A 24,047-nucleotide genomic window follows, 5' to 3' on the forward strand; every position below is an offset into this window, starting at 1 on the left:
CTCAGCCTCCTCCGACCGCACGGACAATCTCGACCTCGTCGCCCGGCACCAGCCGCGTACGCGCCCAGGACGCCCGCGGCACCACGGAAGCGTTGAGCGCCACCGCCAGACCTTTGGTTTCGTGCAGCCCCTTTGCCTCCAGCAAAGCGGCAATGCTCGCCGCAATCGGCTCGAAGGTGCCGTTTACCCTGATTTCTTCGCGATTCATGCCGCACTCCTCACCCGCGCGAACCGCCCGATATCGAACGGGGCAATGCGCGGATCCAGCCTCTGCTCAAGGATTGTCGCCGCCATCGCTGCGGCGGTGACCGGGGTGAGCAGAATTCCGTTGCGGTGATGCCCGGTGCAGAACATTAGGCCGGGAAGGGCGCTCGGCCCGAGCACAGGCGCATCGTCGCGCGAGCCGGGCCGGAAACCGACCCAGGTCTCCACCAGGTCGAGCTCCTCGATCCCCGGCACGGCGCGCCAGGCGCCATCGAGCAGCGAATAAAGCCCGCCAGCCGTTATCGCGCCATCGAACCCGCGCTCCTCGACGGTTGCCCCGACGATGAGCAGCCCGCTCCGCCGCGGCACCAGATAGGCCCGTGGCGCCCAGATCACATGGCGCAGCAGGGGGGCTTCCGGGTCCATCTGCACCGAGAGCATCTGCCCCTTGATCGGGCGAACCGGGGGCAGCGGCACCGGCACGTCGAACGTGCCAGACCAGGCCCCCGCCGCCAGCACGACCACATCGGCCTCGTGGATGCCCTCGGCGGTCACCACGCCGCGGGCGCGGGCGCCGTCGGTCTCGATCCGCAGCACCGGCAGCCGCTCGCGCAGCACCCCGCCGGCGCGGCGGAAGGCCTCGCCCAGCGCCATCGTTGCCGCCCGGTTGTCGACCTGGATGTCATCTGGCGAGAACACCGCCCCGGCCAGTTGCGGCGCGAGATAGGGCTCGCGCGCGCGCGCCTCGACCGGCGTCAGCCATTCGAGGTCGATGCCCTGGCGTTTCTGGAATTCCATGTCGTGCCGCAGCTTCGCCGCATCGTCGCGGTTGAGGGCGATCAGTATCGTGCCCTCGCGCCGCAGCCCCACCTGCATGCCGGAGGCCGCCTCGAGTTCAGCCGCGAAATCCGGCCACAGCGCCAGCGATTTGTGGTTGAGCACCCCGAGCGCCTGTTCGCCCGGCTCCGCCTCGCAGCCGGCGGCGAGCATTCCGGCCGCGGCGTAGCTGGCGCCGCGGCCGATCGCATCGCGCTCGAATACCGTGGCTTCGGCGCCGCGCTGCGCGAGGCGCCAGCCCAGGGCGAGCCCGATGATGCCGCCGCCGATGATGGCGACCTTCATGGCTTCACTCCGCCGCCTGATCCTCGACATAGATGCGGCTGCCGCCATCGCGGAACTCGGCCGCCTTCTGTGCCAGCCCCTCATCGCGCGCCACCTCGTCGCGGATGTCCTGGGTGATTTTCATCGAGCAGAATTTCGGCCCGCACATCGAGCAGAAATGCGCGACCTTGTGCGCTTCCTTGGGCATCGTCTCGTCGTGGAACGCGCGCGCCGTGTCGGGGTCGAGGCCGAGATTGAACTGGTCTTCCCAGCGGAATTCGAACCGCGCCCGGCTCACCGCGTCGTCGCGCAGCTTCGCCGCCGGATGCCCCTTGGCGAGATCCGCCGCATGCGCCGCGAGGCGGTAGGTGATCACCCCGGTCTTCACGTCGTCGCGGTTCGGCAGGCCGAGATGTTCCTTCGGCGTCACGTAGCAGAGCATGGCGGTGCCGAACCAGCCGATCATCGCGGCCCCGATCGCCGAGGTGATGTGATCGTAGCCGGGTGCTATGTCGGTGGTCAGCGGCCCGAGCGTGTAGAACGGGGCCTCGTGGCAGACTTCGAGCTGCTTCTCCATGTTCTCCTTGATCTTGTGCATCGGCACATGGCCGGGGCCCTCGATCATCACCTGGCAGCCCTTGGCCCAGGCGATCTTGGTCAGCTCGCCCAGCGTCTCCAGCTCGGCGAACTGCGCCGCGTCATTGGCATCGGCAATCGAGCCGGGCCGCAGCCCGTCACCCAGCGAGAACGACACGTCATACTTGCGCATGATGTCGCAGATTTCGTCGAACTTCTCATAAAGGAAGCTCTCGCGGTGATGCGCGAGGCACCAGCGCGCCATGATCGAGCCGCCGCGCGAGACAATGCCGGTCACCCGCTTGGCCGTCAGCGGCACATGGGCAAGCCGCACCCCGGCATGGATGGTGAAATAGTCCACGCCCTGTTCGGCCTGCTCGATCAGCGTGTCGCGGAACACCTCCCAGTCGAGCTTGTCGGGATCGCCGCCGACCTTTTCCAGCGCCTGGTAGATCGGCACGGTGCCGATCGGCACCGGCGAGTTGCGCATGATCCAGGAGCGAATGTTGTGGATGTTCCGCCCGGTCGAGAGGTCCATCACCGTATCCGCCCCCCAGCGGATCGCCCAGACCAGCTTCTCGACCTCTTCCGCGGCTCCGGAGGTGACCGCCGAATTGCCGATATTGGCGTTGATCTTCACCAGGAAGTTGCGGCCGATGATCACCGGCTCCAGCTCGGGGTGGTTGATGTTCGCCGGAATGATCGCCCTTCCGGCGGCAATCTCGCTACGCACGAATTCCGGCGTCACGAATTCGGGGATCGCCGCGCCGAACCGCTCGCCATCCGCCCGCCGCGCCGCAGCCCCCTCGGCGGCCTTCGCCCGGCCGAGATTTTCGCGATGCGCGACATAGATCATCTCCTCGGTGACGATTCCGGCCCGCGCGTATTCATATTGCGTCACCAGCGCGCCGTCCTTGCCGGCGAACACGCGCCGCCCTGCGGGGCAGGGGGGCACCAGCCGGTCCGCCGCCGCGAATCCGTTATCCTCCGGTTTCACCGCCCGGCCGGCAACAGAATCGAAGCCGCGCCGTTCGATCCAGGCGCCGCGAACCTGCGGCAAGCCGTTGTCGAGATCGAGGCTGAAATGCGGGTCGGTGAACGGGCCCGACGTGTCATAGAGCCGGAACGGCGCTTCTCCCGCGCTCGGATGCAGATCGATCTCACGGAACGGCACGGCGATGTCTGGCCGCCCGTCGGGGGAGGTAAACACCTTGCGCGAGCCGGCGATCGGGCCGGTCGTGACGCTGGCAGGCTTGGTCTGGACATTCATGGCGCGCTCCTCGGAACAGGGGCGACGCTGGGGCGTGTGGTTCGGTCTGTTTGATCCCGTCCCTCCGCCGGCGTAACCCGGATCAGGTTCAAAGGGTTGCCGGACATCCAGCTCTCAGCGCCTGCGGGCGCACCCCTCGGTCCTATCACGATGGGTCTAGCGGCGTCGCAAGTCAAGTGCGCTACCGACCTGTCGGAATCCGAAACGTTTTGTTCACCTTTTCGGGCTATATGTCTTCATGAATTTTGGCATCACGGAGACCGAGGATCGACATGAACGGTTCTGCCCCGGCCCCCATCCGGCACCCCAGCCTCCGCCGCGTCGGGCCTGATGCACGGGCCCGGGCCCTTGCTGCGGCCGGACATCCGCCAGACCTTGCGGTCGTTCTGGGTCGGATCGGGTTTGGACTGGTCACGATGCCGCGCCGGCTTCCGTTTCCCCAAACGTCCCTGAGGCCGCTGTCATGACAGAGCGGGAAGCGGCTTGCACCACCTTCGATCCCACCGAAGTCGACCAGCTTCGCGCGGCATTGGCCCAGGCCACGGCAGATCTTGCCCGCGATCTGCCTGCGGGGATGGCGCATCCCGCCGTGCAGAAATTCAATCGCGTTGCAGGCCTCGCCCTCGACGTCGCGCAACGCTCGATCGGTTGTGCCCGCCAGGCGCTTGATGATCTGCAGACCGTTCATCGCATTGCCCGGATCGGGAACTGGCGGATCGCCGTCAAGGATCGTCGCGCGACATGGTCGGCCGACATGCACGAATTATTCGGCACCGATCCCGCATCGTTCGTCCCGCATGAAGATACGCTCACCAGCCAGATGGACGAAGCTGACCGCGCCACCTTCCTTGCGACCTTTGCGACGATTGTCGAAACCGGCGAGCCGGCCGCAGTGGAAGTCCGACTCGATGGCTGCGGCGAGGGGGCGCGGCGCTGGTTCTGGATCGACATGCGACCCGAAACCGGCTCCGCCGGCGCCGTGGTCGCCATACGCGGGTTCTGCCAGGAAATCACCGACCGCAAGCTGGCGCTCGAGCGGATCCGGTTCATGACCTCGCATGATCCGCTGACCAGCCTGATCAATCGCGGCCATCTGCTCGAGCGGCTCGACCAGGTGCTTGCCGAGGCGCGCCGCCGCCGTGAAAACGTCGCGCTGCTGACCTTTGATATCGATGATTTCAAGGGCATCAACGATCTGTTCGGCCATATGGCGGCTGACGGCGTGTTGCGCGAGGTCGCGGCACGGATCAGCCGTCAGGTCCGCGAAACGGATCTTGTCGCCCGCATCGGCGGCGACGAGTTCGTGGTGGTCGAAGCCGGCTGCGAGGAGCCGGAGGCGGTCGAAGCGCTGGCGCGCCGGCTGTTGCGCGCCATCGCCGAGCCGATCACTCTGTCCGATGGTCGCGAGATCGCCATTTCCGCGTCAGTGGGCATCGCGTTGCATCCCTTCGATGGCATGACCTCCAGCACGCTGCTCGCCCATAGCAGCCAGGCGCTGCATGTCATCAAAAAGGAAAGGCCCAACAGCCTTACTTTTTACGACGCCACGATCCAGTCGGAATGGCAGAAGCGGCGCGTACTCGAACAAGATCTCAGGCTGGCCCTCCAACACCGGGAACTGTCGCTGGTCTATCAGCCGATGATCTGCATGCGCACCGCCTTATGCAGCGGGTTCGAGGCGTTGCTGCGCTGGAACAGCCCGGTCCACGGACCGGTTGCGCCCGACCTTTTCATCGGCCTCGCAGAGTCGATCGGCCTGATGGAGGAGTTCGGAACCTGGGTTTTGCGTGAAGCCTGTGCCGAAGCTGCGCGGTGGTCGGCGCCGCTGACCGTCGCGGTGAACGTTTCGCCCATACAGATCCAGCACGGCGATCTCGCCGCGATCATTACCGACATTCTGCGCGAGACTGGCCTGCCGCCGTCCCGACTCGAAATCGAGGTTACCGAATCGATGCTGATTCGCAATTTCGAGCGGGCGGTGGATACGTTGCAGAGGATCAAGGCTCTCGGCGTCGGCATCTCGATCGATGATTTCGGCACCGGCTATTCTTCACTCGCAACGCTTCGAGCCTTTCCCTTCAACAAGCTCAAGATCGATCGCAGCTTTGTTCGTGACCTGGCAGAAGAATCCGAATCGCTCGCCATCGTCAATGCCGTCCTCGGCCTCGGGCGCGGGTTGCGCCTGCCGGTGGTGGTGGAAGGTGTGGAAACCGAGCGGCAGGCGGACATACTGAGGGATTGCGGAGCCGACGAAATTCAGGGCTACCTGTTTGGCCGGCCATCGCCGATTTCCACATATAGCGCGATTACGGACGCGATGCGCCCGCCGTGCCGCACCATCACCCTTCAATGATCCCAAAACTCCCTCGGGCCGTCGATACCTTTTCGCTTTGCCTGCCGGGACGCATCGGCTAGTCTGATTAGCCATGAATATGGCTCTGCCTCGCCCGCCGAGGGTGACCGTCGAGATCGTTTTCGATTTCGTCTGTCCTTGGTGCTATCTTGGCATTCACCGTTTTCAGCGTCTGCGCCAGAGCCGCCCCGATCTGCCGCTCACGCCAGTATGGCGGCCGTTTCTTCTCAATCCGGACATGCCCCGCAGCGGAATAAGCCGCGCCGATTACACTGCGCGCAAATTCGGCGACGAAGATCGCGCGCGGCGGTTTCATGCCGCCATTTCCAGCATCGCTGCCGAAGACGGTCTTGACCTCGCCTTTCCCCGGATCGCCCGCGCGCCGAGCACCGTCGATGCCCATCGCCTCGTCCGCCTCGCCCTTGAGCGTGGCGTAGCGGCGGAAGGGCTGGTTCTGGACATTTTCCAGGCCTATTTCTCGGCGGGCCTCGACATCGGCAACCCCGACGCTCTTGCCGCCATCGGTGAGGCAAATGGCTTGAGGCACAATGAGACCGCCGCCTTTCTCGCGAGCGACCGGGCGATCGAGCAGATCCATGCCGACAATCTGTTTGTCCATCGCCTCGGCATCAACGGCGTTCCCTGTTTCATCATCGATGGTCAGGCCGCGATTGCCGGCGCGCAGGAGCCGGATATTCTGGAACGCCTGATTGAACTCGCGGTAGCCGATGTTGAGGGAGCCTGAACCTCCCTTCCGCGACGACGCGGGGCGTGGCAGAACGAGGGGATGAAACGTCGTCTCCTGCTCGCCGCGCTACCGTCTACTCCCGCCCTGATTCGGCCGGCCCGCGCGGCCGGTTTTGAAGATTTCATCCACGAACTCGAAGGCCGGGCGCGTCGGGAAGGTGTTCCGTCCCATATCGCCGTCGCCGCCCTGTCCGGTCTGAAGCCGAACCGGGAGGTGATACGACATGAAACCCATCAGCCTGAATTCACCCTGACCTGGGCGCAATACAGCGCCCGCGTGGTCACCCAAACCCGCGTGGCCGCGGGAAGGGCGGCCTTCGCCGAGCATCGGGTCATTCTCGATCGGCTCCGGTCCCGCTTTGGCGTCGCCGCCGCGCCGATCATGGGCATCTGGGGGATCGAAACCGATTTCGGCCATTATCAGGGCGATTTCAACGTGATCGACTCCCTCGCCACGCTCGCCTGGTACAAGAACAGCGCCTATTTCAGCCGCGAGGCCATCGCCGCGATGCGCATCGTCTCCCGCGGCGACATCCGCCTTCCCGAGTTGCGCGGCTCATGGGCCGGCGCCATGGGGCAACCGCAATTCATGCCGAGCATCTATCTCAGTACCGCAGTCAGTTATTCAGGCCATGGCCAACCAAATATCTGGACCAGCGTGCCAGACACAATGGCATCGATCGCCAATTACATGCACAAGTCGCACTGGCGGCTCGGCCTGCCATCGAGCGAGCCCGTGCTGATCCCACAGCATTTCGACACCGCACTGGCTGGTCGCGACCACTCGCTGCCCCTGGGCCGCTGGCAGGCGCTGGGCATCCATCGCCTGGCACCGGCTCGTCGCCTGCCGGCATCCACCCCGGCCTCGCTGCTGCTGCCGGATGGCCCGCACGGGGAAGCGTTCCTCGCCTTCGGCAATTTCCGCGCGATCCGCAGCTACAACCCGTCCGATCTCTACGCCCTCGCGGTCGGTGAACTCGGCCGCCGGATTCTCGCATGATCCGCCTGACCCTGCTGCTGGCCGCGGTGCTGGCTCTTGCCGGGTGTACACGGCCATTCCATCATTCCGGATTGGCGGCGCACGTTCACTATACGATCGGGAAGCCCTACGAGGCGGGTGGACAATGGCATTATCCGCGCGTTTTCAATCGTTATGACCGAACTGGGCTTTCCGCGGTCATTCCATCCGGGCCTGCCCGGCTTACCGCGGATGGCGAGGCGTATCGCGCCAGCGGTCTCATGGCCCAGAGCACGGTCCTGCCGCTGCCCTCGATCGTGCGGATCACCAATCTGGATACCGGCCGCAGTCTGACCGTCCGCGTGAACGATCGCGGTCCGATGCAGCCAGGGCGGATCATTGCAGTCACGCCCCGCGTCGCCCGTCTTCTCGGAATGCCGTCCAACGGTCTCGCCGAGGTCCGCGTCCGGCTGCTGGCCGGGCGCTCGTCGACCTTGCAGGCCAGTCTCGGCGTCGGTCCGCATCTCACAGCGGCGCCGGTCAGTTCGGTCGCTGCCGCCGCCCTGCCGCCGCCACCGGGCGCCACAGGCACAGCCGGTACCTTTATTGCTACCCCTGCCCACCCTGCCACGCGCCAACGCAACGCCGGCGCAGCAGCGCACCTCTCCGGCATGGTGCGCATCGGCCCATCTTCCCCCGGCCCGCTCTATGTCGAGATCCCGGGATTTGGGTCGAGCGCCGACGCGATGAACCTTCACGCTCGTCTTTACGGCATGCCGGGTGAGGTTGTTCCGCAGTCCGCCGGCGGTCGCACGCTCTACGCCATGCGCCTTGGTCCCTATGACAGCGTACCCGCCGCCGATGCGGCGCTACGTGCATTGCTCGACCGGGGCATCGCCGGCCCAGGGATCGTGGTTCGGTGAACCTCCGCGGTGTTTTCATCACCATTGAAGGCGGGGAGGGGGCCGGCAAGTCAACGCAGATCACCCGGCTTGCCGACCGGCTCCGCGCCGCCGGGCACGAGGTTCTGACCACCCGCGAGCCAGGCGGCACGCCGGGAGCCGAGGCTATCCGCGCGCTGATGCTCGACCCCGAGCGCCATTTCACGCCGCTTGCCGACACGTTGCTGGTTTTTGCTGCCCGTGCCGATCATGTCACGGCAGTCATCCGTCCGGCGCTCGAACGCGGCGCCGTGGTGCTGTGCGACCGTTTCACCGATTCCACCATGGCCTATCAGGGCTATGGCCTTGGTGTGGACCGGGCGACGATCGCAACACTTGGCACGATGATCGGCGTGGCGCCCGATCTCACGCTGATCCTCGACCTGCCGGATGCCGTCGCACGTGCGCGGCTCGCCTGTCGCGGCAGCGCCGCCGACCGGTACGAGAAATTCGATGCCGGCTTTTACGCGCGGGTCGCTGCCGGATTTTGCGCCATCGCCGCCGCCGCGCCGGAACGCTGCGCCGTGGTCGACGCTGCGGGCCGGATCGAGGAGGTGACCGAAGCCCTTGCCGCTTGCATCCGCGCCCGGCTCGGCCTCGCCATCGCCTGATGCTGTCGCCCCGCGCCAACCCCCAACTGTTTGGCCATGACAGCGCCGTCGCGGAGCTTTTCCGTGCCGCGACTGGCGCGCGCCTGCATCACGCCTGGCTGATCGCCGGTCCGCCGGGGATTGGCAAGGCGACGCTGGCCTTCCGCTTCGCCCGCTGGCTGCTCGCCGGCGCCCGCACGCCCGACCTGTCGCTGTCCGCGCGCGATCCTGCTTTCCGCCGCATCGCCACCGGCGCGCATGCCGACCTGCTGGTGATCGAGCGCCGTTATGACGAGAAGCGCAAGCGGATGCAGGGCGAAATCGTGGTCGACACGGTCGCCGCCGCCGGCCGTTTTCTGCGGCTGACGCCGGGCGAGGGGGGGTGGCGCGTCGTCATCGTCGATGGCGCCGAGGCGCTGAACCGCAATGCCGCCAATGCGCTGCTCAAACTGCTCGAGGAACCGCCGGCGCGGGCGATCTGGCTGCTGGTCAGCCACGCGCCCGGCCGGCTGCTGCCCACCATCCGCAGCCGCTGCCGCCGGCTCGATCTCGACCCGCTGCCAGCCGAAACCGTCAGCAACCTGCTGGCCGCCGATCTCCCCGAACTTCCCGATGAACGCCGCACGGCCCTGGCCAGACTGGCCGAAGGATCGATCGGACGCGCGCTCTCGCTGGCCGATGCCGATGGCCTGGCTCTGGCCGGCCTTGTCGGCGAGGCGCTCGCCGGCCCGCTCCCGCCCGCGCGCAGCGCCGCCATCGCCGATACGGTGGCCCGCGCCGATGACGGATTCGCCACCTTCGCCGACCTGCTGCGCGCCGCGCTGGCCACCGAAACCCGCGCCGCCGCCCGCGCCAACCCGTCGTCCGCGCTTGATGGCCGCGCCCGGCTCTGGCAGGAGTTCGGCAGGATCGCGGCGGAGGTCGACGGTCTCAATCTCGACCCGCGTGCGGCGGTTCTGACCATGCTCCAGCTTCTCCGAGTGCCATGACCCGAAAATTCTACATCACGACCCCGATCTATTACGTGAACGGTGCGCCGCATATCGGCCACGCCTACACCTCGGTCGCCGCCGACGCGCTCGCGCGCTTCAAGCGGCTGGACGGGTTCGATGTGCATTTCCTCACCGGCACCGACGAGCATGGCCAGAAGGTCGAGGCGACCGCCCGCGCGAACAATATCGCCCCGCAAGAGTTCACCGACCGCATTTCCAGCGAGTTCCGCGCCATGGCGCAGGCGATGAACATCTCGAACGATGATTTCATCCGCACCACCGAGCCGCGCCATATCCGCTCATGCCAGGCGATCTGGCAGGCGATCGAGCGGGCAGGGGCCATCGAACTCGGCCATTACGAGGGGTGGTATGCCGTTCGCGACGAGGCCTTTTACGACGAGAGCGAACTCGTCACCGGCGCCGACGGCGTCAAGCGCTCGCCCTTCGGGGCGCCGGTCGAGTGGGTGCGTGAACCCTCATATTTCTTCAAACTCAGCATGTTCCAGGATCGTCTTCTAAAATTGTATGAAGACAATCCGGACTTTATCCAGCCCGCCTCCAGCCGCAACGAAGTGCTGTCCTTCGTCCGCTCCGGCCTTCGCGACATCTCGATCAGCCGCACCAGCTTCAAATGGGGCATTCCCGTTCCCGGCGCACCCGATCACGTGATGTATGTCTGGATCGACGCGCTGACCAACTATCTCACCGCCTGCGGCTATCCGGACATGGACGCGCCGCTGATGAAATACTGGCCGGCCGATCTGCATCTGGTCGGCAAGGAAATCACCCGCTTCCACGCCGTCTACTGGCCGGCGATGCTCATGGCTGCCGGCCTGCCGGTGCCGCGCCGCATCTTCGCCAATGGCTGGTGGACGATCGAGGGCGAAAAGATGAGCAAGTCGCTCAACAATGCCCTGGCCGTCGAGCCGCTGATCGCCGAATTCGGGCTCGACCAGCTCCGCTTCTGCCTGCTGCGCGAAATGCCCTTTGGCAATGACGGCAATTTCTCCCGCCGTTCGGTGATCACGCGGATCAATGTCGAGCTTGCCAACGATCTCGGCAACCTCGCGCAGCGCACGCTCTCCTTCATCGCCAAGAATGCCGGTGGCGTGGTGCCCGAAGCCGGCCCCGCAGCCGAAGCCGATCACGCGTTGCGTGCGATTGCTGACGGCCTGCCGGACCGCATGCGCGATGCGATGCACCGCCTGGCGTATCAGGAAGCGATCGAGGAAGTCTGGAAACTGGTCCGCGCCGCCAACGCGTATATCGACCACCAGGCACCCTGGGCCCTGCGCAAGACCGACCAGGAGCGGATGCGTGCCGTATTGCGGACCCTCTGCGAGGCGCTGCGTGTGATCGGAATCCTGTTGCAACCCTTCATGCCGGAGACAATGGCCATATTGCTGGACCAGCTTGCCGTCCCGGCCGATCGGCGTGACTTCGCGGCGCTGGCGATCCCGCTCGATACCGGCACCGCGCTGCCGGCGCCGTCCGGCCTGTTCCCCCGGATCGTCGAGACGGTTCCCTGATCTGATGTGCCCATCTGGTGACGATAGGGCGGGGTGAGCGAGCTCGGCAAACCCGATCCTCAGCCACTCCGGCGGGATCGGGCAGGGGGCCGAGCGCTTTCCGATCCATCCGGATCGGGTGTAGTGCTCTGTGAGATTTATAAGTGGAGCATCTTTATCCGATCAGATCACTCCATCAGATCGGGTGATCCCCTAATCCCGCTCGCGGGGAATCCAGCCGCGGATCTCGGCGGCCAGTTTGCCGTGCCGAACGCCGAGTCGTCCGGCGAAAAGGTCGACATTGCCGCACCGCAATACGATATCGGAGCCACGCGGCGCGTTGATCTGGATGATGTCGCCCACGCGCAACTCCATTACCGCGCCCAGCTTCATCGTCTGCTCGTCGAGCACCGCTTCGAGTTCCACATCGGTATGCCAGAGTTCCTCGGCGAGATGGCTTTCCCAGATCGAATCACGACCGAATTTTTCGCCCATGAATTGCTGCAGCAGCAATTCGCGAACTGGTTCCAGCGTGGCGAACGGCAGGATGATGTCGATCGTGCAATTCCGTCCCGCTGAATGCAGGCTGAGTCGCGCCGTCAGCGCCACGCCCGAATTGCGCCCGATTGTTGCGAAACGTGGATCTGTTTCGGTTCGTTCGAAATCGAACGTAACATCGCAGATCGGCCCGAAGCTGCTTCTGAGATCGTGCAGCACGACGCGGATAAGCCGCTCGGACAGGTTTCGGCTGATCGAGGTGACCGGCTTCGGGATCCGATCGGATGAAATCGCCATGCGGCGCCCGCCGAGCAGGATTTCAGTCAGATTGTTGACGGTCTCGGCATCGAGGTGAATGAGCCCGAGATTGTCCCACTCCCGCGCGCGGAACACGCCTAGCAACGCCAGAGGCCTGATTTCCGCGAAACTGTCGGCGAGCCGGCGCGAGGCAAGCCGGGTAAGGCGGACCTCGACATTGTCCTGAAACAGGTTGCGCAAGGAGCCCGCCAGGATGCGCGACAGACGTTCGAAAACGACTTCCGCCATCGGCAGGCGTTCATAACTGTCCGCCCGACCATAAAGCAGTCGGTTGGCGTCCTCTTCGGCCTCCGGTTCCAGCTCCTCTTCCTCGTCGACCGCGCCGCCAGACAGGATGGAATCAATCTCCTCCTGAGCCAGCTGCGTCGCATCGCTGTTTCTGTCCGTTCGAGCTTGACCGCTCATCCGCTCCTTTGCTCCCGCAGGGCCGCTCGTCAGGATTGGCCGTTCAATTCCGGTCCACCTTGCCGCAATCCGGTTAACAAAATGTTGAGAACGTCCTCGTAATGTCGGTTGTCGCCCCGTTACATATCGGCGCGAGAGTGCAGCCATGCGGGCGGTGGGCGCAGGCCGGGATGAACGGGTGCTGATTCCGGGCTCAATTCGCCCGGGATTCCGAGATTAACTCGCCCGGGATTCCGGGAATTATTCGCCCACCTATTCCGAGATTAATTCGCCCACCTGTTCCGACTTTTATTCGCCCAGGCGGGCGGGGTTGGCCGGGTTGGCTTGAGGTCTCTGCTGGCTGGTTCAGGTTCCCTCCCTTTGGCTGATCGAGGGAGCGGATGAATGCCAGTGGAGCGGATTGCGATGCGCGATGTGCGCGAGATTGTCAGATTGAGGATGGCGGGGCTTTCGACCCGCCAGGTGGGGATCCGGGTCGGGGTTGCGGCATCGACGGTGCGCTTGACGCTGCGGCGACTGGAGGCGGCCGGGCTCGATGGGCCAGGGGCTCTGGCGCTGTCCGAAGCGGCATTGGAAAGGCGCTTGTTCGACGGCGCGGTGGGCAAGCGGCCGGGGCATCGACGTGTGGATGAGCCGGACTGGGGGCGTATCCGCCGCGAGTTGCAGCGCAAGCACGTGACGCTGTCGATCCTGTGGGACGAGTATATTGCCGAGCACCCGGATGGGTATCGCTACAGCCGGTTCTGCGAGCTCTACCGGAGCTGGGAAGCCCGGCTACCGGTGACGATGCGCCAGACCCACGCATCGGGCGAGAAGCTGTTCGTCGATTATGCCGGCGACACGGTGCCGGTGGTGATCGACCGGCTCACCGGCGAGACGCGTGCGGCCCAGATCTTCGTCGCCGTTCTCGGCGCATCGAGCTTCACCTATGCTGAGGCGACCTGGACCCAGACCCTGCCGGACTGGATCGAGGCGCATAATCGCACTCTGGCAGCAATTGGCGGCGTGCCGGCGCTGCTGGTGCCCGACAACGCCAGGGTCGCGATCATCCGCGCCTGCCTCTACGATCCACAGGTCAACCGGACCTACACCGATATGGCGCGCCATTACGGCACGGCCATTCTCCCGGCGCGGCCGCGGCGGCCGCGTGACAAGGCGAAGGTCGAGGTGGCGGTTTTGCTGGCGGAGCGGTGGCTGCTGGGCAAGCTGCGCAACCGGGCATTTTACGGCCTCGCCGAACTGAATGCCGCGATCGCTGAATTCTGCCGCTGGCTGAACGAGGAGCGGGTCGTCCGTCGCCTGGGGGCGACAAGACGGCATCTGCTGGAAACACTCGATCGTCCCGCGCTGAAGGAACTGCCGGCCGAACCCTATGTGCTGGCGCAATGGCGGCGCCGGCGGGTCGGCATCGATTATCACGTCGAGATCGAGAAGCATTTTTACTCCGTCCCCTACCGGCACGCCCGCGCCGAGGTCGAGGCCCGGTTCACCGTGCGCACGGTCGAGATCTTTCTCCGTGGCGAACGGATCGCCGTGCACGCACGCAGGCCGGGTAACGGCAAACACACGACGATCGCCGAGCACATGCCCTCGAGCCACCGGCGTTATGGCGACTGGACCATCGCACGGATCCATCAGGAAGCCGCACGGCTTGGTCCCTCGGTCGCGACACTCTGCACCCTGATCCTCGAACGCCGGCCTCATCCGGAGCAGGGGTTCCGCGCCTGCATCGGCATCCTTCGCCTGGCCCGCAGTGTTGGCGCCGACCGGCTCGATGCCGCGGCCGAGCGCGCGCTCACCATCGGCACCCTGACCTACGGCTCGGTCAAATCCATCCTCGATAACCGGCTGGAGCGAGCCGCCGGCACCGCCAGTCCCGATCCCACCCCGATCCGCCACCCCAACATCCGGGGCGGCGGATATTTCCACTGATGACAAGGAGAAGCCTCATGCTGAACCATCCGACCCTCGATCAGATCCACCAGCTCGGTCTTGCAGGCATGGCCCGCGCGTTCACCGAGCTGCACGCCAATCCCGAAACCCCCAGCCTCAGTCACGCCGAATGGCTCGGTCTTCTGCTCGACCGCGAGATCACCGTCCGACGTGACAAGCGGTTGAGCACAAGGCTGCGCCATGCCAGGCTGCGCCATGACGCTGCAATCGAGGATGTCGATTACCGGAGTGCCCGCGGCCTCGATCGGGCTCTGTTCCAGAAGCTGATCCAGGGTGAGTGGATCGACGCGCACGACAATCTCGTCCTGAGCGGGCCGACAGGGGTCGGAAAATCGTGGCTGGCCTGTGCCCTCGGTCACAAGGCATGTCGCGATGACAGGACCGTGCTCTATCAGCGCGCCCCCAAACTCTTCGCAGAACTCGCGGTCGCCCGCGCCGAAGGGCGTCACGGCCGGATGATCCGCACCCTCGGTGCCGTCAATCTACTGATCCTCGACGACTTCGGCCTTGCTCCACTCGACGCCGGCGCCCGTCACGACCTGCTCGAGATCGTCGAGGATCGCTACGGCCGCCGCGCCACCATCATCACCAGCCAGATCCCCCCGGCGCATTGGCATGAGCTGATCGGCGATCCGACCTACGCCGACGCCATTCTCGACCGTCTGCTCCACAATGCCCACCGCATCGAACTCACCGGCGAAAGCCTGCGCAAGATCCGCAAGCAAACCCCAAAAACCGCTTGACCCAACGAGAACAGGAGAGCAACGAAATCAACAGCCACAGAGACCGCTACCCGGGCGAATAAATCTCGGAATCCCCGGGCGAATAAACGTCGGAATCGTGGGCGAATTAAAATCGGAATCCATGGGCGAATTCTCCGGAATCCGCAAACGGGCAGGAATGGTCGTGGGCGTGGCGATCATCCTCTGCATCGCCTTTGCCGCCCGTCTGTACGGGATCGGCGAAAAGCCGCCCTGGCTCGACGAGGTCATCACCATCAACCGTGCCGGACTTCCGGTGCCGCATCTTCTGCACGACTCGCTGCGCAATCGTCATCTGCCCGGCTTTTTCCTGATCGAACGGCTCGCCCGCGAACTGGCGCCCGTTCGCATGCAGATCGCGGCGCTGCGTTTCACCCCGGCGCTGGCCGGAGCTGTCTCGGCAGGGCTGGTCTTTGCCATCGCCCGTCAGGCCGGCGGCCGGGATGGCGCGTGGCTCGCCGGCCTGTTGATGGCCTTCGCCCCGCAGCAGGTCGCGTTCAGCCAAGAGGCCAGATCCTATACGATGATGATGGCCCCCTTGCTCCTGGCGCTGGCGGGCTTGCTCGCCCTTGTCCGCAATCCCGACGCGCCGCCCCGCGCATCCTGGCCTGCCTATGCCGCCGGCACGGCGGTTGCGCTTCTGATCCTGCCGGATGCCTTGCCCTGGCCGCTTATCGCCAGCGCGGCTTTCCTCGCCGCCGCGATACCGCGCAGCCGCGCCCGCAAACGCCTGATCCGAAGCTGGGGTCTGCTGAACGGAGGCATCCTCATCCTCGTCGCCCCTGCCTACGCGTTGCTGCTCCTCACGCCGCATCACGGGCCGATGGCGGGGTTCCGCTGGATCCCGGCGCCGACGATCCATTTCCTGCTGACCGAGGCCGCCAGCCTCTACGGCCTGCGCGACGCAACCATGGTCACCATGCGTCTGCTGCCCACCCACATGATGATTCTTGCGCCTGCGATGGCGGTTCTGGCGATCCTTGGTATCCGCCATCTGCGCGCCGCCCGCGGCGAGGGCCTGACGTTGCTGATCGCCTGGCTCGGCCAGCCAGCCGCGCTCTGTCTGCTGTCTCTGCTCCATCCGCTTCTGTTGCCGCGCTATCTGCTCTGGAGCGCGCCGCCATTTTTCATCCTAGCCGGGCTCGGCCTCGACGAACTGGTTCCGGCGGCGCGCCTTGCCGTGCTTCCGGCCGCCGGACTGGTCCTTGTTCTGAATCTGGCTCCCTATTATCACGCCGAAACCCGGCCCCGCTGGGATCTTGCGGCAAATCTGCTCGCTGCAAGCACATCGCCTGGCGATATCATTCTCGCAAGCGACGGCGCCGCCCGAATCATGCTCGGCCATTACGACAGCGCCCTCAAGCCGCGGGTCACCCGCAGCGCCGCCCGTGCCCGCGCGGCGCTCGCCACAGGTCACGCTGTTTATGCGGTCTACGGGCCGGCAGGGCAGGGGGTGCAACCGTCTCGCGCACGGTTCATGACGTGGGCGGCGCGTATCGGAAGGCTATCATCCCCGCTTCGCGCCGGTGCTGAAATCAGCATTCGCCGGGTCGGCCCGGCGCCCGACCGCGTCGCCTGCTCGGCGGGAATTGTCTGCCGCTGACAGGGATCAGATGTCCTCGAGCGGAGCCGCAACCCTGCGGCGCAGCGTGCCTGCCAGGATCAGCGATACCGCCAGCAACCCCACGCCAACCGCGATATCCGCCGTGCGCCCCATCTGACCACCAGCGCCGAGCAACGCGGCCACCACAGTCTGCGGCAGATATCCCAACGCGGAACCTGCGAGAAACGGCAGAATCCTGACACTCGACAGGCCTGCCAGCAGATTGAGCGCGAGATTGCTGCCCAGCGGCATCAGCCGCAATGCAAGCGTTGCGGCGAATGGCCGGGCCGCAAGCGCGTGATCGAGGCGCGAAGCGCGTCCTCCAAGCCTGGCCTGCACAAATGCGCGGCCGACCAGCCGTGCCCAGAGCAGATCGATGGCACAGCCACCAAGCTGGGCCGCCAGCGCCACCGCGGTGCCCGGCAGAACACCCCAGGCATAGCCCGCAGCGAAACCGATCACCTGCCGTGGCAGGCCTACCGCGCAGGCCAACGTTCCCAGACCGCCCAGCATCAACGCATCGCGCCAGCCCTGTCCCGGATGCGGGGCAAAAAGCGGCCCGAAGATATGGAATCTCAGCATCAATGCCGCCAGCAGCAGCCCGCCCCCGAGTGCGAGCGGACGGCTTGCGCGGGTCAGCCCCCTGTGTGTTGCAACACCACTCACCGGGCCACTTCCAGTGAGGAGTGCGGCGATGCCACGCTGTCTGTGGCGCTCGCACGCCCAGCGGCCCCGGCGCGCGCCGCATCGACCAGGGTCGGCTTGCAAGCCCGGCATTGCAACCAGGCGACACCGGCAAGATCGACCAGCCCAACCCGGAGTCGATCCCATGTGCCGTAATGTGAGCGCCCGGCGAGGCGCGGCCGATGGGCAACGGGATACAACACGGTCCGGCCGCCGGCGCGGGCGAACAGCGACGGCAGAAATCTGTGCATATGGTCGAAATGCGGCAGCGCCATGAACGGCGCCCGGCGGAACAGTTTCAGCCCGCAACCGCTATCGGGTACGCCGTCGCGCAGCACGCATGCCCGGACGGTGTTGGCAATGCGTGAAGCGATGCGCTTCATCGGCCGATCCTGACGCTGCACGCGGCGCCCGGCCACCAGCAGCGGCGCGTCAGGCGTATCCTCCTGCCAGGCATGACGGAGCATGCCGGGAATGTCGGCCGGATCGTTCTGGCCGTCGCCATCGATCGTGGCGATCCATGTTGCCCGCGCCGCGGTGACGCCGGAAACGATCGCGGCGCTCTGGCCGTAACATCGGTCATGCCGCAGGCCGCGAACATCCGATCGCACGGCGGCAAATGCGGCAATCACCACGGCGGTCGCGTCCGTGCTCCCGTCATCGACGAAAATGATCTCGTGGTTGATGCCCGCCAACGCCGCATCGAGTTCGGCGAGCAGCAGTGGCAGATTTGGCGCCTCGTCATGCACTGGCACGACAACGGCGAGCAATGGCGGCGATGCGATCATCATCAAGGCTCCCTGGCGCCGTATGCAGGCCCGCATGGCGCGCGACGCCATCATCGTCGCGGCGTGTGAGGCGATACTGACAATTCAGCCGGCCGGCTTATCAAATTGTAAGCATCCCGGATTGTAGGCATCCCGGATTTCCCGGGATCTACGGGCGAATTCGTGGCCCCAAAGGTTCCATAATATTTCTTCTGCGATATATGGCAGCGCCAGTTCATTCAAGGCGCGGCGCCGCCTTGCCGCATGCCGGGATACTCCGGCTCGACCACGAACGGATACGGTCCCGGCAGATCGCCCACGCTGTCCAGCATCGCCGTCAGCCCTTCCCGCTCGGTCCAGCGCAGCAGGAAAATGCCGCCTGGTTCGAGATGAAAATAGGCCCGCGCCTTGGGATCGAACGTGATCTCGCTCTGGTGCCCGCCGGCCGCGGGCACGCTCAGCAGCATCGTGCCGCCATGCGCTGCATGGATCGCGCGGTGGTGATGCCCCGAGAGAATGGCCGCGACATTCCCATGCGCCGCCGCGCGCGCCAGCAGTGCCTCGGACGAGCGCAGCATGATGCTGTCCATCGCCGCCACCCCGGTGAGCACCGGCGGATGATGCAGGCCGATCAGCACCTTGCGCCCCGCCGCCGCGTTCAGCGCTGCGTCGAGAAACGCGAGCCGTCTCGGGCACAACTCGCCATGCCCGGCTCCCGGCACCACGCTGTCGAGCATGATCAGCCGGAATGGCCCGATATCCGCCTGATATTGAACGAAATCCGGGTCCGCCGTTACTCCCGGCAGATGGCCCAGCGCCGCCCGGAACGCCTCGCGCCGGTCGTGGTTGCCGGGCACCACATAGACCGGGCATGGCAGCTTGCGGTTGAGCAGCCGGTTCAGCTCCTCGTATTCGTCGTCCCGCCCGCAATCGACGAGGTCGCCGGTGATCACGATCGCTTCCGGCGCCGGATCGAGCGTCGCCACCCGGCGCAGCACGCGCTCGGCCATCATGTTGGTCTCGACCACGCGGTTGGCCGGGCGGCCGACCGGGCGGACATGCAGGTCGGAAATATGGGCAATCAGCAAGAGTCACCTCGAAGAATGGCAAGGGCCTCGTCGCGCAGCGACGGGTCGCCCAGGATCAGCACGGTCCCGTCGGTCTCGGCGTCGAGCCGCAACGCCCGGCCCGACCAGTCGCACATCGCCCCGCCCGCCGCCTCGACGATCGGCACCGACGCCGCCCAGTCCCACGGCTTGTGCCCGGCCTCGGCGATGATGTCGATCGCCCCGAGCGCCAGCAGCCCCGCGGCATAGGCATTGTCGCCCCAGGAGACGCGCCGGCAGGCCTGGCCGAGCCGGTCGAACGCCGCGCGCTGCGCCGGTGCGAACCATTCCGGCCCGGTGCAGGAGAGTTCCGCCTCGCCCAGCGCCGCGCGCCGCCGGCAGCCCGGCACGCCGCCGAACGGGCCATTGAACTCGATCTGCCCGCCGGCCGCCAACCACCGCTCGCCGGTCATCGGCTGGTCGATCAGCCCGAGCACCGGCACGCCGTCCTCGACCAGGCCGATCAGCGTCACGAAGCTCGCCCGCCCGGTGATGAACTCCCGCGTCCCGTCGATCGGGTCGATCACCCAGTTGAACCGCCCGCGCCGGTCGTCGCCGAATTCCTCGCCGATCACCCCGAAGCCCGGTGTGTGCCGCGCCAGCGCCGCGCGCATCGCCGTCTCCGCCGCCCGGTCCGCCGCCGTCACCGGGCTCGCATCCGCCTTGTCGTCGGCCCCCACGCCGGCGCGGAAATACGGCCGGATCGCCGCCCGCGCCGCCTCCGCCGCCGCCTTCGCCGCCTCGATCGCGCCGTCGGGAATCATTCGGCCGCCAGCACCCGCGGCGCCTCCCCGTCCCACCAGACCGAAACCCGGCTGCCCTGTGCCACAGCACCGGCCTCGGCGCTCGGCATCGCCGCCGCGAGGCTGAAACCGCCATCGATCTCGATGCGGATCGAGGTCAGCGCGCCGAAGAACACCCGTGAGGCCACAACCCCTTCCAGCAGCGCCTCGGCCGCTCCCGGCGGGCCGAGCCGCACCGTCTCCGGCCGCAGCAGCACGTGAACCTCTGCCCCCGTTGTCAGTCCGCGCGCCCGCACCGCCGGCACCGCCCGCCCGCACAGCTCGACCAGCCCGGCCTCCGCGTCCCGCACCCGGCCGCGCAGTTCCGCCGCGGCGCCGACGAACCGCGCCACGAAGATGTTCGCCGGCTCGCCATAGATTTCCGCCGGTGTCCCCGCCTGGGCGATCCGCCCCTCCTGCATCACCACCACCCGGTCGGAGATCGACAGCGCCTCCTCCTGGTCATGTGTGACGAACAGCGTCGTCACCCCGGTCTCCTGCTGGATGCGACGGATCTCGTCGCGCAGCTGCACCCGCACCTTGGCATCGAGCGCCGAAAGCGGTTCGTCGAGCAGCAGCAGCGCCGGGCGGATCGCCAGCGCCCGCGCCAGCGCCACCCGCTGCTGCTGGCCGCCGGAGAGCTGGTGCGGATATTTCCGCGCGTGCTCGGCCAGCCCCACCAGCGCCAGCAGCTCCGCCGCCCGCGCCTGCTGCGCCGCCGGCGTCTCCCGCCGCACCTTCAGCCCGAAGCGGACATTCTCCTCCGCCGTCATGTTCGGGAACAACGAATAGGCCTGGAACACCATGCCCATGTTGCGCCGTGCCGCCGGCCGATCGGTAATGTCGGCCCCCGCCAGCACCACGCGCCCGCCATCCGGCCGCTCGAACCCGGCGACGATGCGCAGCAGCGTCGTCTTGCCGCAGCCCGAGGGGCCGAGCAGCGAGACGAACTCCCCCTGCCCCAGCGCGAGATCGATGCCGTGCAGCACGGTCTTGCCGGCATAGCGCTTCACCGCGCCGTCGATTTCCAGATGCGGCATCAGCGCGCCCCTCCGATCTGCACGCTGCGTCCGCCCCGGCCCGAAACCAGCACGCCGAGCATCGCCAGCCAGGTGATCAGGAAGCTGAGTAGCGTCAGCGCCGAGGCCTGCGTCGCCGAGGTCTGGCCGATATAATTGATATAGACGGCAAAGGTGTTGAACAGCAGGATGTTGGCGAAGGTGAACTCGCCCATCACGATGGCGATCGTCAGCAACGCGGCGCCGACCAGCGCCGTCGTCAGATTTGGCACCACGACGCGGAAGATCAGCGTCCCCCAGCCGGCGCCGAGGCTCTGCGAGGCTTCAGTCATGGTGCGCAGGTCGAGCACGCGCATGCCGAGATCGAGCGCGCGATAAGTATAGGGCAAGGCGAGGATCACGTAGGGTATCACCAGATAGTTGGGGGTGCCGACCAGCCAGTCCGGCCCGGTGTAGAGCGCCGTCATCCCGGCGACCAGCGCGATCGGCGGCACCACGAAGGGCAGCACCGAGATGAAATCGAACACCGGCCGCAGCCGCGGCACCCGCAGGTTCAGCCAGAACACCGCCGGCACCAGCACAACCAGCCCGAGCAGGATCGTCTCCACCGCCAGCCGCACCGAGAGGAACAGGCTCTGCCAGAGCTTCGGCTGGTGGAACAGCGCGACATAGGCGGCGAACCCGTAGCGCGAGCCGCCTTCCCACAGGCTGAAGGCGCCGGTCGCGAGCAGCGGGACGATGAAATACAGGCCGAGCAGCCCGAGCCACGCCTCCGGCAGCAACCGTCCGAGCGCGCCTTTCATCGCCGCCCCCAGCGGCCGATCCGCCGCGCCGCCAGCGCGTAGAGGCCCATCACCGCGACCATCACCACGATCATCCCCAGCGCCAGCGCCGCGCCGGTCTGCTGCGAGATCATCACGTTGCCCGACAGCACGTTGCTGATCTCCACCGGCACCAGCGCGACGATCCCCGATGTCAGCGCATACGGCGTCGCATAGGCCGAGAAGGCGTTGCCGAACAGCAGGATGAACGCCGAGAGCAGCGAGGGGAGCAAAATCGGCAACCCGACATGCCGCCAGTAATCGAAGGCGGAGGCACCGAGATTTTCCGCCGCCTCCCGCCATTCGCGCCGCAGCGCCTCCAGCGCCGGGGTGAACACGATGATCATCAGCGGGATCTGGAAATAGGCATAGACCAGCACGAGGCCCGGCAGCGAATACAGGCTGAACCCCATGCCGTAGAGATCGACCCCAGCCGATTTCAGCCACACCGTGATGATGCCGAGGCTGCCGAGCGTTGCGATGAAGGCGAAGGCCAGCGGCACGCCGGCGAAATTCGCCGCCACCGCGCTGAAACTCGTCACCAGCGAGCGCACGCCCCGCTTCATGCCCGGCCGCAGCACCAGATAGGCGGCGATCCCGCCGGCGATCACGCCGACCAGTGCGGCCAGCGCCGACAGCACGATGGAATTGCGGAACGCGACCACCGTCTGCCCCTGCCCTAATGCGGCGACATATTTCAGCGTCAGCCCGCGCTTGCCCGAGAACGCTTCCGCCAAAAGCATCAGCGTGGGCAGGACGAGGAAGGCGATCACGTAAACGACGAGCGGGCCGACAAAGGCGAGCGTCAGGCCCCCGCCCTCGCCGGTCTTGAACCGAAACCTCACGCCTTGACGAGCTTCGTCCAGTTTTCCGTGAGCAACTGCTGCGCCTTCTTGGTCTGCGCGTTATTGGCGAACACCGCCTCGCCATAGGGCTTGGCCGGCGGCAGTTCCGCCATCAGCGACTTCGGAATGGCGCCTGCCTTCGCCATCGCCGAGAACCGCGCCGGATGGGCGAAGCCCTTGAGATAGAGAAGCTGCCCCTCGTCGGAATAGATGAATTCCTGCCACAACTCGGCCGCCTTCGGGTGCGGCGCGAATTTGCTGATCGCCTGGCAGTAGAACGCGCCATAGGGCGTCGCCCCCTCGGGAATGACGGTGTCGATCGGCGTCATCCCCTTCGCCTTCTTCGCCTGGGCAAGATTCAGGTAATCCCAGTTGATCACCACCGGCGTCTGGCCGGAAACAAGGCTCGCCGCCGTCGCCGCCGAGGGGTTGAAATTGCCGCGCTTGGCGAGATCGGCGAAGAATTCGATACCCGGCATGATGTTGTCGAGCGAGCCGCCATTGGCGAGTGCCGCCGCGACCACCGCGGCGAACGCCGCCCCGGCGCCGAGCGGGCTGCCGTTCAGCGCGATCATGCCCTTGAATTCCGGCTTCTTCAGATCGGCCCACTCATGGGGCACCGCCTTCGAGACCGAGCGGTTGATGCCGAACGACACCAGGCCGAAATAGTCGCCGTACCACAGCCCGTGCGGGTCCTTCATCGAGGCCGGAATGCTGTCCCAGGTCGCGACCTTGTAGGGTCGGAACAGCCCCTCCTGCGCGCCGTTCAGCGCGAAGGCCGGGCCGACATCGACCACATCCGGCCCGCGCGACTGGTGCTTTAGCGAGCGGATCGACTGCAATTCCTGCGCCGAACTGTCATCGGGCGCGGCGTTGTGGATGGTGATCCCGTATTTTTTCTGGAAGGTGGCGATGATCTCGCCGTAATTCGCCCAGTCCGGCGGCAGCGCGATGGTGTTGAGCTGCCCCTCGTGCTTCGCCGCGCTCACCAGCGCGGGCGATGCGGCGCACGCCGCGGCCGGCAGCAGGCCCGCGCCGAGCCCGGCGCCGGCGAGTTTGAGGAAAGTGCGGCGCGGCGATGAGATCAGTTCGGCCATGTCTTGCGTCCTTGCTTCGTATGTCCGCTGGCTGGCCCCGCACCCCGTCGCGCGGCTCAACCGGCGGCGACCATATAGCTCGCGGCGGAGGCCGCGCCCATCGTCTCCGGCCGCCACGAGGGCGGCCGGATGTGAAGGTTTCGTGAAA

At 66.4% G+C, this 24,047-nt stretch carries 22 protein-coding genes and 1 riboswitch; of the genes, 10 read left to right on the forward strand and 12 right to left on the reverse strand.

Going from position 1 to position 24,047, the window contains the following annotated elements; translation table 11 throughout:
* Nucleotide 1: 1 nt before the first annotated feature.
* The 3 genes from thiS to thiC are packed head-to-tail and all read right to left on the reverse strand — an operon-like array spanning nucleotide 2 to nucleotide 3,151.
* Complete coding sequence (gene thiS / locus ACIDOCELLA78_RS82360) at nucleotides 2-208, reverse strand: sulfur carrier protein ThiS (RefSeq protein WP_201727655.1); 207 nt, start codon at nucleotides 206-208, stop codon at nucleotides 2-4.
* Nucleotides 205-1,326, reverse strand: coding sequence for a glycine oxidase ThiO (thiO, locus tag ACIDOCELLA78_RS82365; protein WP_201727656.1), 1,122 nt, complete (start codon nucleotides 1,324-1,326; stop codon nucleotides 205-207). Before thiO ends, thiS begins: the two co-directional genes overlap by 4 nt.
* Before the next feature lie 4 nt (nucleotides 1,327-1,330).
* Complete coding sequence (thiC, locus tag ACIDOCELLA78_RS82370; protein WP_201727657.1) at nucleotides 1,331-3,151, reverse strand: phosphomethylpyrimidine synthase ThiC; 1,821 nt, start codon at nucleotides 3,149-3,151, stop codon at nucleotides 1,331-1,333.
* Between the two features lie 42 nt (nucleotides 3,152-3,193).
* Nucleotides 3,194-3,298, reverse strand: a riboswitch (TPP riboswitch).
* 427 nt (nucleotides 3,299-3,725) lie between these two features.
* Between thiC and ACIDOCELLA78_RS82375 the strand changes: the two genes are divergently transcribed.
* The 7 genes from ACIDOCELLA78_RS82375 to metG all read left to right on the forward strand — a co-directional run bounded on the left by ACIDOCELLA78_RS82375 (nucleotide 3,726) and on the right by metG (nucleotide 11,261).
* Entirely contained in the window at nucleotides 3,726-5,504 is a 1,779-nt protein-coding gene (locus tag ACIDOCELLA78_RS82375; protein ID WP_249674954.1) for a bifunctional diguanylate cyclase/phosphodiesterase, read from the forward strand.
* Nucleotides 5,505-5,583: 79 nt separating this feature from the next.
* Nucleotides 5,584-6,249 (forward strand): DsbA family oxidoreductase, encoded by a 666-nt coding sequence (locus ACIDOCELLA78_RS82380; protein ID WP_201727659.1) that lies wholly within the window; start codon nucleotides 5,584-5,586, stop codon nucleotides 6,247-6,249.
* Nucleotides 6,250-6,291: 42 nt separating this feature from the next.
* Complete coding sequence (locus tag ACIDOCELLA78_RS82385; protein ID WP_201727660.1) at nucleotides 6,292-7,251, forward strand: lytic transglycosylase domain-containing protein; 960 nt, start codon at nucleotides 6,292-6,294, stop codon at nucleotides 7,249-7,251.
* Nucleotides 7,248-8,132 carry an RlpA-like double-psi beta-barrel domain-containing protein gene (locus tag ACIDOCELLA78_RS82390; protein ID WP_201727661.1) on the forward strand — a complete coding sequence of 295 codons (885 nt, stop codon included), beginning with the start codon at nucleotides 7,248-7,250 and terminating at the stop codon, nucleotides 8,130-8,132. Before ACIDOCELLA78_RS82385 ends, ACIDOCELLA78_RS82390 begins: the two co-directional genes overlap by 4 nt.
* Nucleotides 8,129-8,761 carry a dTMP kinase gene (tmk, locus tag ACIDOCELLA78_RS82395; protein WP_201727662.1) on the forward strand — a complete coding sequence of 211 codons (633 nt, stop codon included), beginning with the start codon at nucleotides 8,129-8,131 and terminating at the stop codon, nucleotides 8,759-8,761. Before ACIDOCELLA78_RS82390 ends, tmk begins: the two co-directional genes overlap by 4 nt.
* Nucleotides 8,761-9,729, forward strand: coding sequence for a DNA polymerase III subunit delta' (locus ACIDOCELLA78_RS82400; RefSeq protein ID WP_201727663.1), 969 nt, complete (start codon nucleotides 8,761-8,763; stop codon nucleotides 9,727-9,729). The genes tmk and ACIDOCELLA78_RS82400 overlap by 1 nt, the downstream gene beginning before the upstream one ends.
* Nucleotides 9,726-11,261: a methionine--tRNA ligase gene (gene metG / locus ACIDOCELLA78_RS82405; RefSeq protein ID WP_201727664.1), complete on the forward strand. Its 1,536-nt coding sequence runs from the start codon at nucleotides 9,726-9,728 to the stop codon at nucleotides 11,259-11,261. The genes ACIDOCELLA78_RS82400 and metG overlap by 4 nt, the downstream gene beginning before the upstream one ends.
* 192 nt (nucleotides 11,262-11,453) lie before the next feature.
* Here the strand turns inward: metG and ACIDOCELLA78_RS82410 are convergent, their stop codons facing one another.
* Nucleotides 11,454-12,608, reverse strand: coding sequence for a FliM/FliN family flagellar motor switch protein (locus ACIDOCELLA78_RS82410; RefSeq protein WP_249674956.1), 1,155 nt, complete (start codon nucleotides 12,606-12,608; stop codon nucleotides 11,454-11,456).
* A gap of 258 nt (nucleotides 12,609-12,866) precedes the next feature.
* Here ACIDOCELLA78_RS82410 and istA point away from each other — a divergent pair, with 258 nt between their 5' ends.
* From istA to ACIDOCELLA78_RS82425, 3 genes are all read left to right on the forward strand, one after another.
* On the forward strand, nucleotides 12,867-14,393 hold the full coding sequence (gene istA, locus ACIDOCELLA78_RS82415) for an IS21 family transposase (RefSeq protein WP_201727680.1): 1,527 nt from the start codon (nucleotides 12,867-12,869) through the stop codon (nucleotides 14,391-14,393).
* Nucleotides 14,394-14,410: 17 nt separating this feature from the next.
* Nucleotides 14,411-15,157, forward strand: a complete 747-nt coding sequence (gene istB, locus ACIDOCELLA78_RS82420; RefSeq protein ID WP_201727488.1) for an IS21-like element helper ATPase IstB — start codon at nucleotides 14,411-14,413, stop codon at nucleotides 15,155-15,157.
* A gap of 121 nt (nucleotides 15,158-15,278) precedes the next feature.
* The gene (locus ACIDOCELLA78_RS82425; RefSeq protein ID WP_201727665.1) at nucleotides 15,279-16,778 is read left to right on the forward strand and encodes a glycosyltransferase family 39 protein; all 1,500 of its coding nucleotides are present in this window, start codon (nucleotides 15,279-15,281) and stop codon (nucleotides 16,776-16,778) included.
* Between the two features lie 6 nt (nucleotides 16,779-16,784).
* On the opposite strand, the gene ACIDOCELLA78_RS82430 is transcribed toward ACIDOCELLA78_RS82425, so the two are convergent.
* From ACIDOCELLA78_RS82430 to ACIDOCELLA78_RS82465, 8 genes are all read right to left on the reverse strand, one after another.
* Nucleotides 16,785-17,360 (reverse strand): TVP38/TMEM64 family protein, encoded by a 576-nt coding sequence (locus tag ACIDOCELLA78_RS82430; protein ID WP_249674957.1) that lies wholly within the window; start codon nucleotides 17,358-17,360, stop codon nucleotides 16,785-16,787.
* Nucleotides 17,361-17,440: 80 nt separating this feature from the next.
* Nucleotides 17,441-18,247, reverse strand: coding sequence for a glycosyltransferase (locus ACIDOCELLA78_RS82435; RefSeq protein ID WP_201727689.1), 807 nt, complete (start codon nucleotides 18,245-18,247; stop codon nucleotides 17,441-17,443).
* 221 nt (nucleotides 18,248-18,468) lie between these two features.
* Complete coding sequence (locus tag ACIDOCELLA78_RS82440) at nucleotides 18,469-19,317, reverse strand: phosphodiesterase (RefSeq protein WP_201727666.1); 849 nt, start codon at nucleotides 19,315-19,317, stop codon at nucleotides 18,469-18,471.
* Nucleotides 19,311-20,099: an inositol monophosphatase family protein gene (locus tag ACIDOCELLA78_RS82445; protein ID WP_201727667.1), complete on the reverse strand. Its 789-nt coding sequence runs from the start codon at nucleotides 20,097-20,099 to the stop codon at nucleotides 19,311-19,313. The genes ACIDOCELLA78_RS82440 and ACIDOCELLA78_RS82445 overlap by 7 nt, the downstream gene beginning before the upstream one ends.
* A complete protein-coding gene (locus tag ACIDOCELLA78_RS82450; RefSeq protein WP_201727668.1) occupies nucleotides 20,096-21,157 on the reverse strand; it encodes an ABC transporter ATP-binding protein in 1,062 nt (353 codons plus the stop codon). The genes ACIDOCELLA78_RS82445 and ACIDOCELLA78_RS82450 overlap by 4 nt, the downstream gene beginning before the upstream one ends.
* Nucleotides 21,157-21,939 (reverse strand): ABC transporter permease, encoded by a 783-nt coding sequence (locus tag ACIDOCELLA78_RS82455; RefSeq protein ID WP_201727669.1) that lies wholly within the window; start codon nucleotides 21,937-21,939, stop codon nucleotides 21,157-21,159. The genes ACIDOCELLA78_RS82450 and ACIDOCELLA78_RS82455 overlap by 1 nt, the downstream gene beginning before the upstream one ends.
* The gene (locus ACIDOCELLA78_RS82460) at nucleotides 21,936-22,802 is read right to left on the reverse strand and encodes an ABC transporter permease subunit (RefSeq protein WP_201727670.1); all 867 of its coding nucleotides are present in this window, start codon (nucleotides 22,800-22,802) and stop codon (nucleotides 21,936-21,938) included. Before ACIDOCELLA78_RS82460 ends, ACIDOCELLA78_RS82455 begins: the two co-directional genes overlap by 4 nt.
* The gene (locus ACIDOCELLA78_RS82465; RefSeq protein WP_201727671.1) at nucleotides 22,799-23,899 is read right to left on the reverse strand and encodes an ABC transporter substrate-binding protein; all 1,101 of its coding nucleotides are present in this window, start codon (nucleotides 23,897-23,899) and stop codon (nucleotides 22,799-22,801) included. Before ACIDOCELLA78_RS82465 ends, ACIDOCELLA78_RS82460 begins: the two co-directional genes overlap by 4 nt.
* Nucleotides 23,900-24,047: the final 148 nt, after the last annotated feature.

It is taken from the genome of Acidocella sp. C78, assembly GCF_907164655.1.

Bases quoted from the DNA above. Each gene is read 5' to 3' on its own strand.
- thiS (WP_201727655.1), bottom strand. From the start codon at position 208: ATGAATCGCGAAGAAATCAGGGTAAACGGCACCTTCGAGCCGATTGCG.
- thiO (WP_201727656.1), bottom strand. From the start codon at position 1,326: ATGAAGGTCGCCATCATCGGCGGCGGCATCATCGGGCTCGCCCTGGGC.
- ACIDOCELLA78_RS82430 (WP_249674957.1), bottom strand. From the start codon at position 17,360: ATGCTGAGATTCCATATCTTCGGGCCGCTTTTTGCCCCGCATCCGGGA.
- istA (WP_201727680.1), top strand. From the start codon at position 12,867: ATGCGCGATGTGCGCGAGATTGTCAGATTGAGGATGGCGGGGCTTTCG.
- ACIDOCELLA78_RS82380 (WP_201727659.1), top strand. From the start codon at position 5,584: ATGGCTCTGCCTCGCCCGCCGAGGGTGACCGTCGAGATCGTTTTCGAT.
- ACIDOCELLA78_RS82375 (WP_249674954.1), top strand. From the start codon at position 3,726: ATGGCGCATCCCGCCGTGCAGAAATTCAATCGCGTTGCAGGCCTCGCC.
- ACIDOCELLA78_RS82410 (WP_249674956.1), bottom strand. From the start codon at position 12,608: ATGGCTGCACTCTCGCGCCGATATGTAACGGGGCGACAACCGACATTA.
- ACIDOCELLA78_RS82445 (WP_201727667.1), bottom strand. From the start codon at position 20,099: ATGATTCCCGACGGCGCGATCGAGGCGGCGAAGGCGGCGGCGGAGGCG.
- ACIDOCELLA78_RS82400 (WP_201727663.1), top strand. From the start codon at position 8,761: ATGCTGTCGCCCCGCGCCAACCCCCAACTGTTTGGCCATGACAGCGCC.
- thiC (WP_201727657.1), bottom strand. From the start codon at position 3,151: ATGAATGTCCAGACCAAGCCTGCCAGCGTCACGACCGGCCCGATCGCC.
- ACIDOCELLA78_RS82455 (WP_201727669.1), bottom strand. From the start codon at position 21,939: ATGAAAGGCGCGCTCGGACGGTTGCTGCCGGAGGCGTGGCTCGGGCTG.
- ACIDOCELLA78_RS82425 (WP_201727665.1), top strand. From the start codon at position 15,279: ATGGGCGAATTCTCCGGAATCCGCAAACGGGCAGGAATGGTCGTGGGC.
- ACIDOCELLA78_RS82465 (WP_201727671.1), bottom strand. From the start codon at position 23,899: ATGGCCGAACTGATCTCATCGCCGCGCCGCACTTTCCTCAAACTCGCC.
- ACIDOCELLA78_RS82390 (WP_201727661.1), top strand. From the start codon at position 7,248: ATGATCCGCCTGACCCTGCTGCTGGCCGCGGTGCTGGCTCTTGCCGGG.
- ACIDOCELLA78_RS82450 (WP_201727668.1), bottom strand. From the start codon at position 21,157: ATGCCGCATCTGGAAATCGACGGCGCGGTGAAGCGCTATGCCGGCAAG.
- ACIDOCELLA78_RS82385 (WP_201727660.1), top strand. From the start codon at position 6,292: ATGAAACGTCGTCTCCTGCTCGCCGCGCTACCGTCTACTCCCGCCCTG.
- istB (WP_201727488.1), top strand. From the start codon at position 14,411: ATGCTGAACCATCCGACCCTCGATCAGATCCACCAGCTCGGTCTTGCA.
- metG (WP_201727664.1), top strand. From the start codon at position 9,726: ATGACCCGAAAATTCTACATCACGACCCCGATCTATTACGTGAACGGT.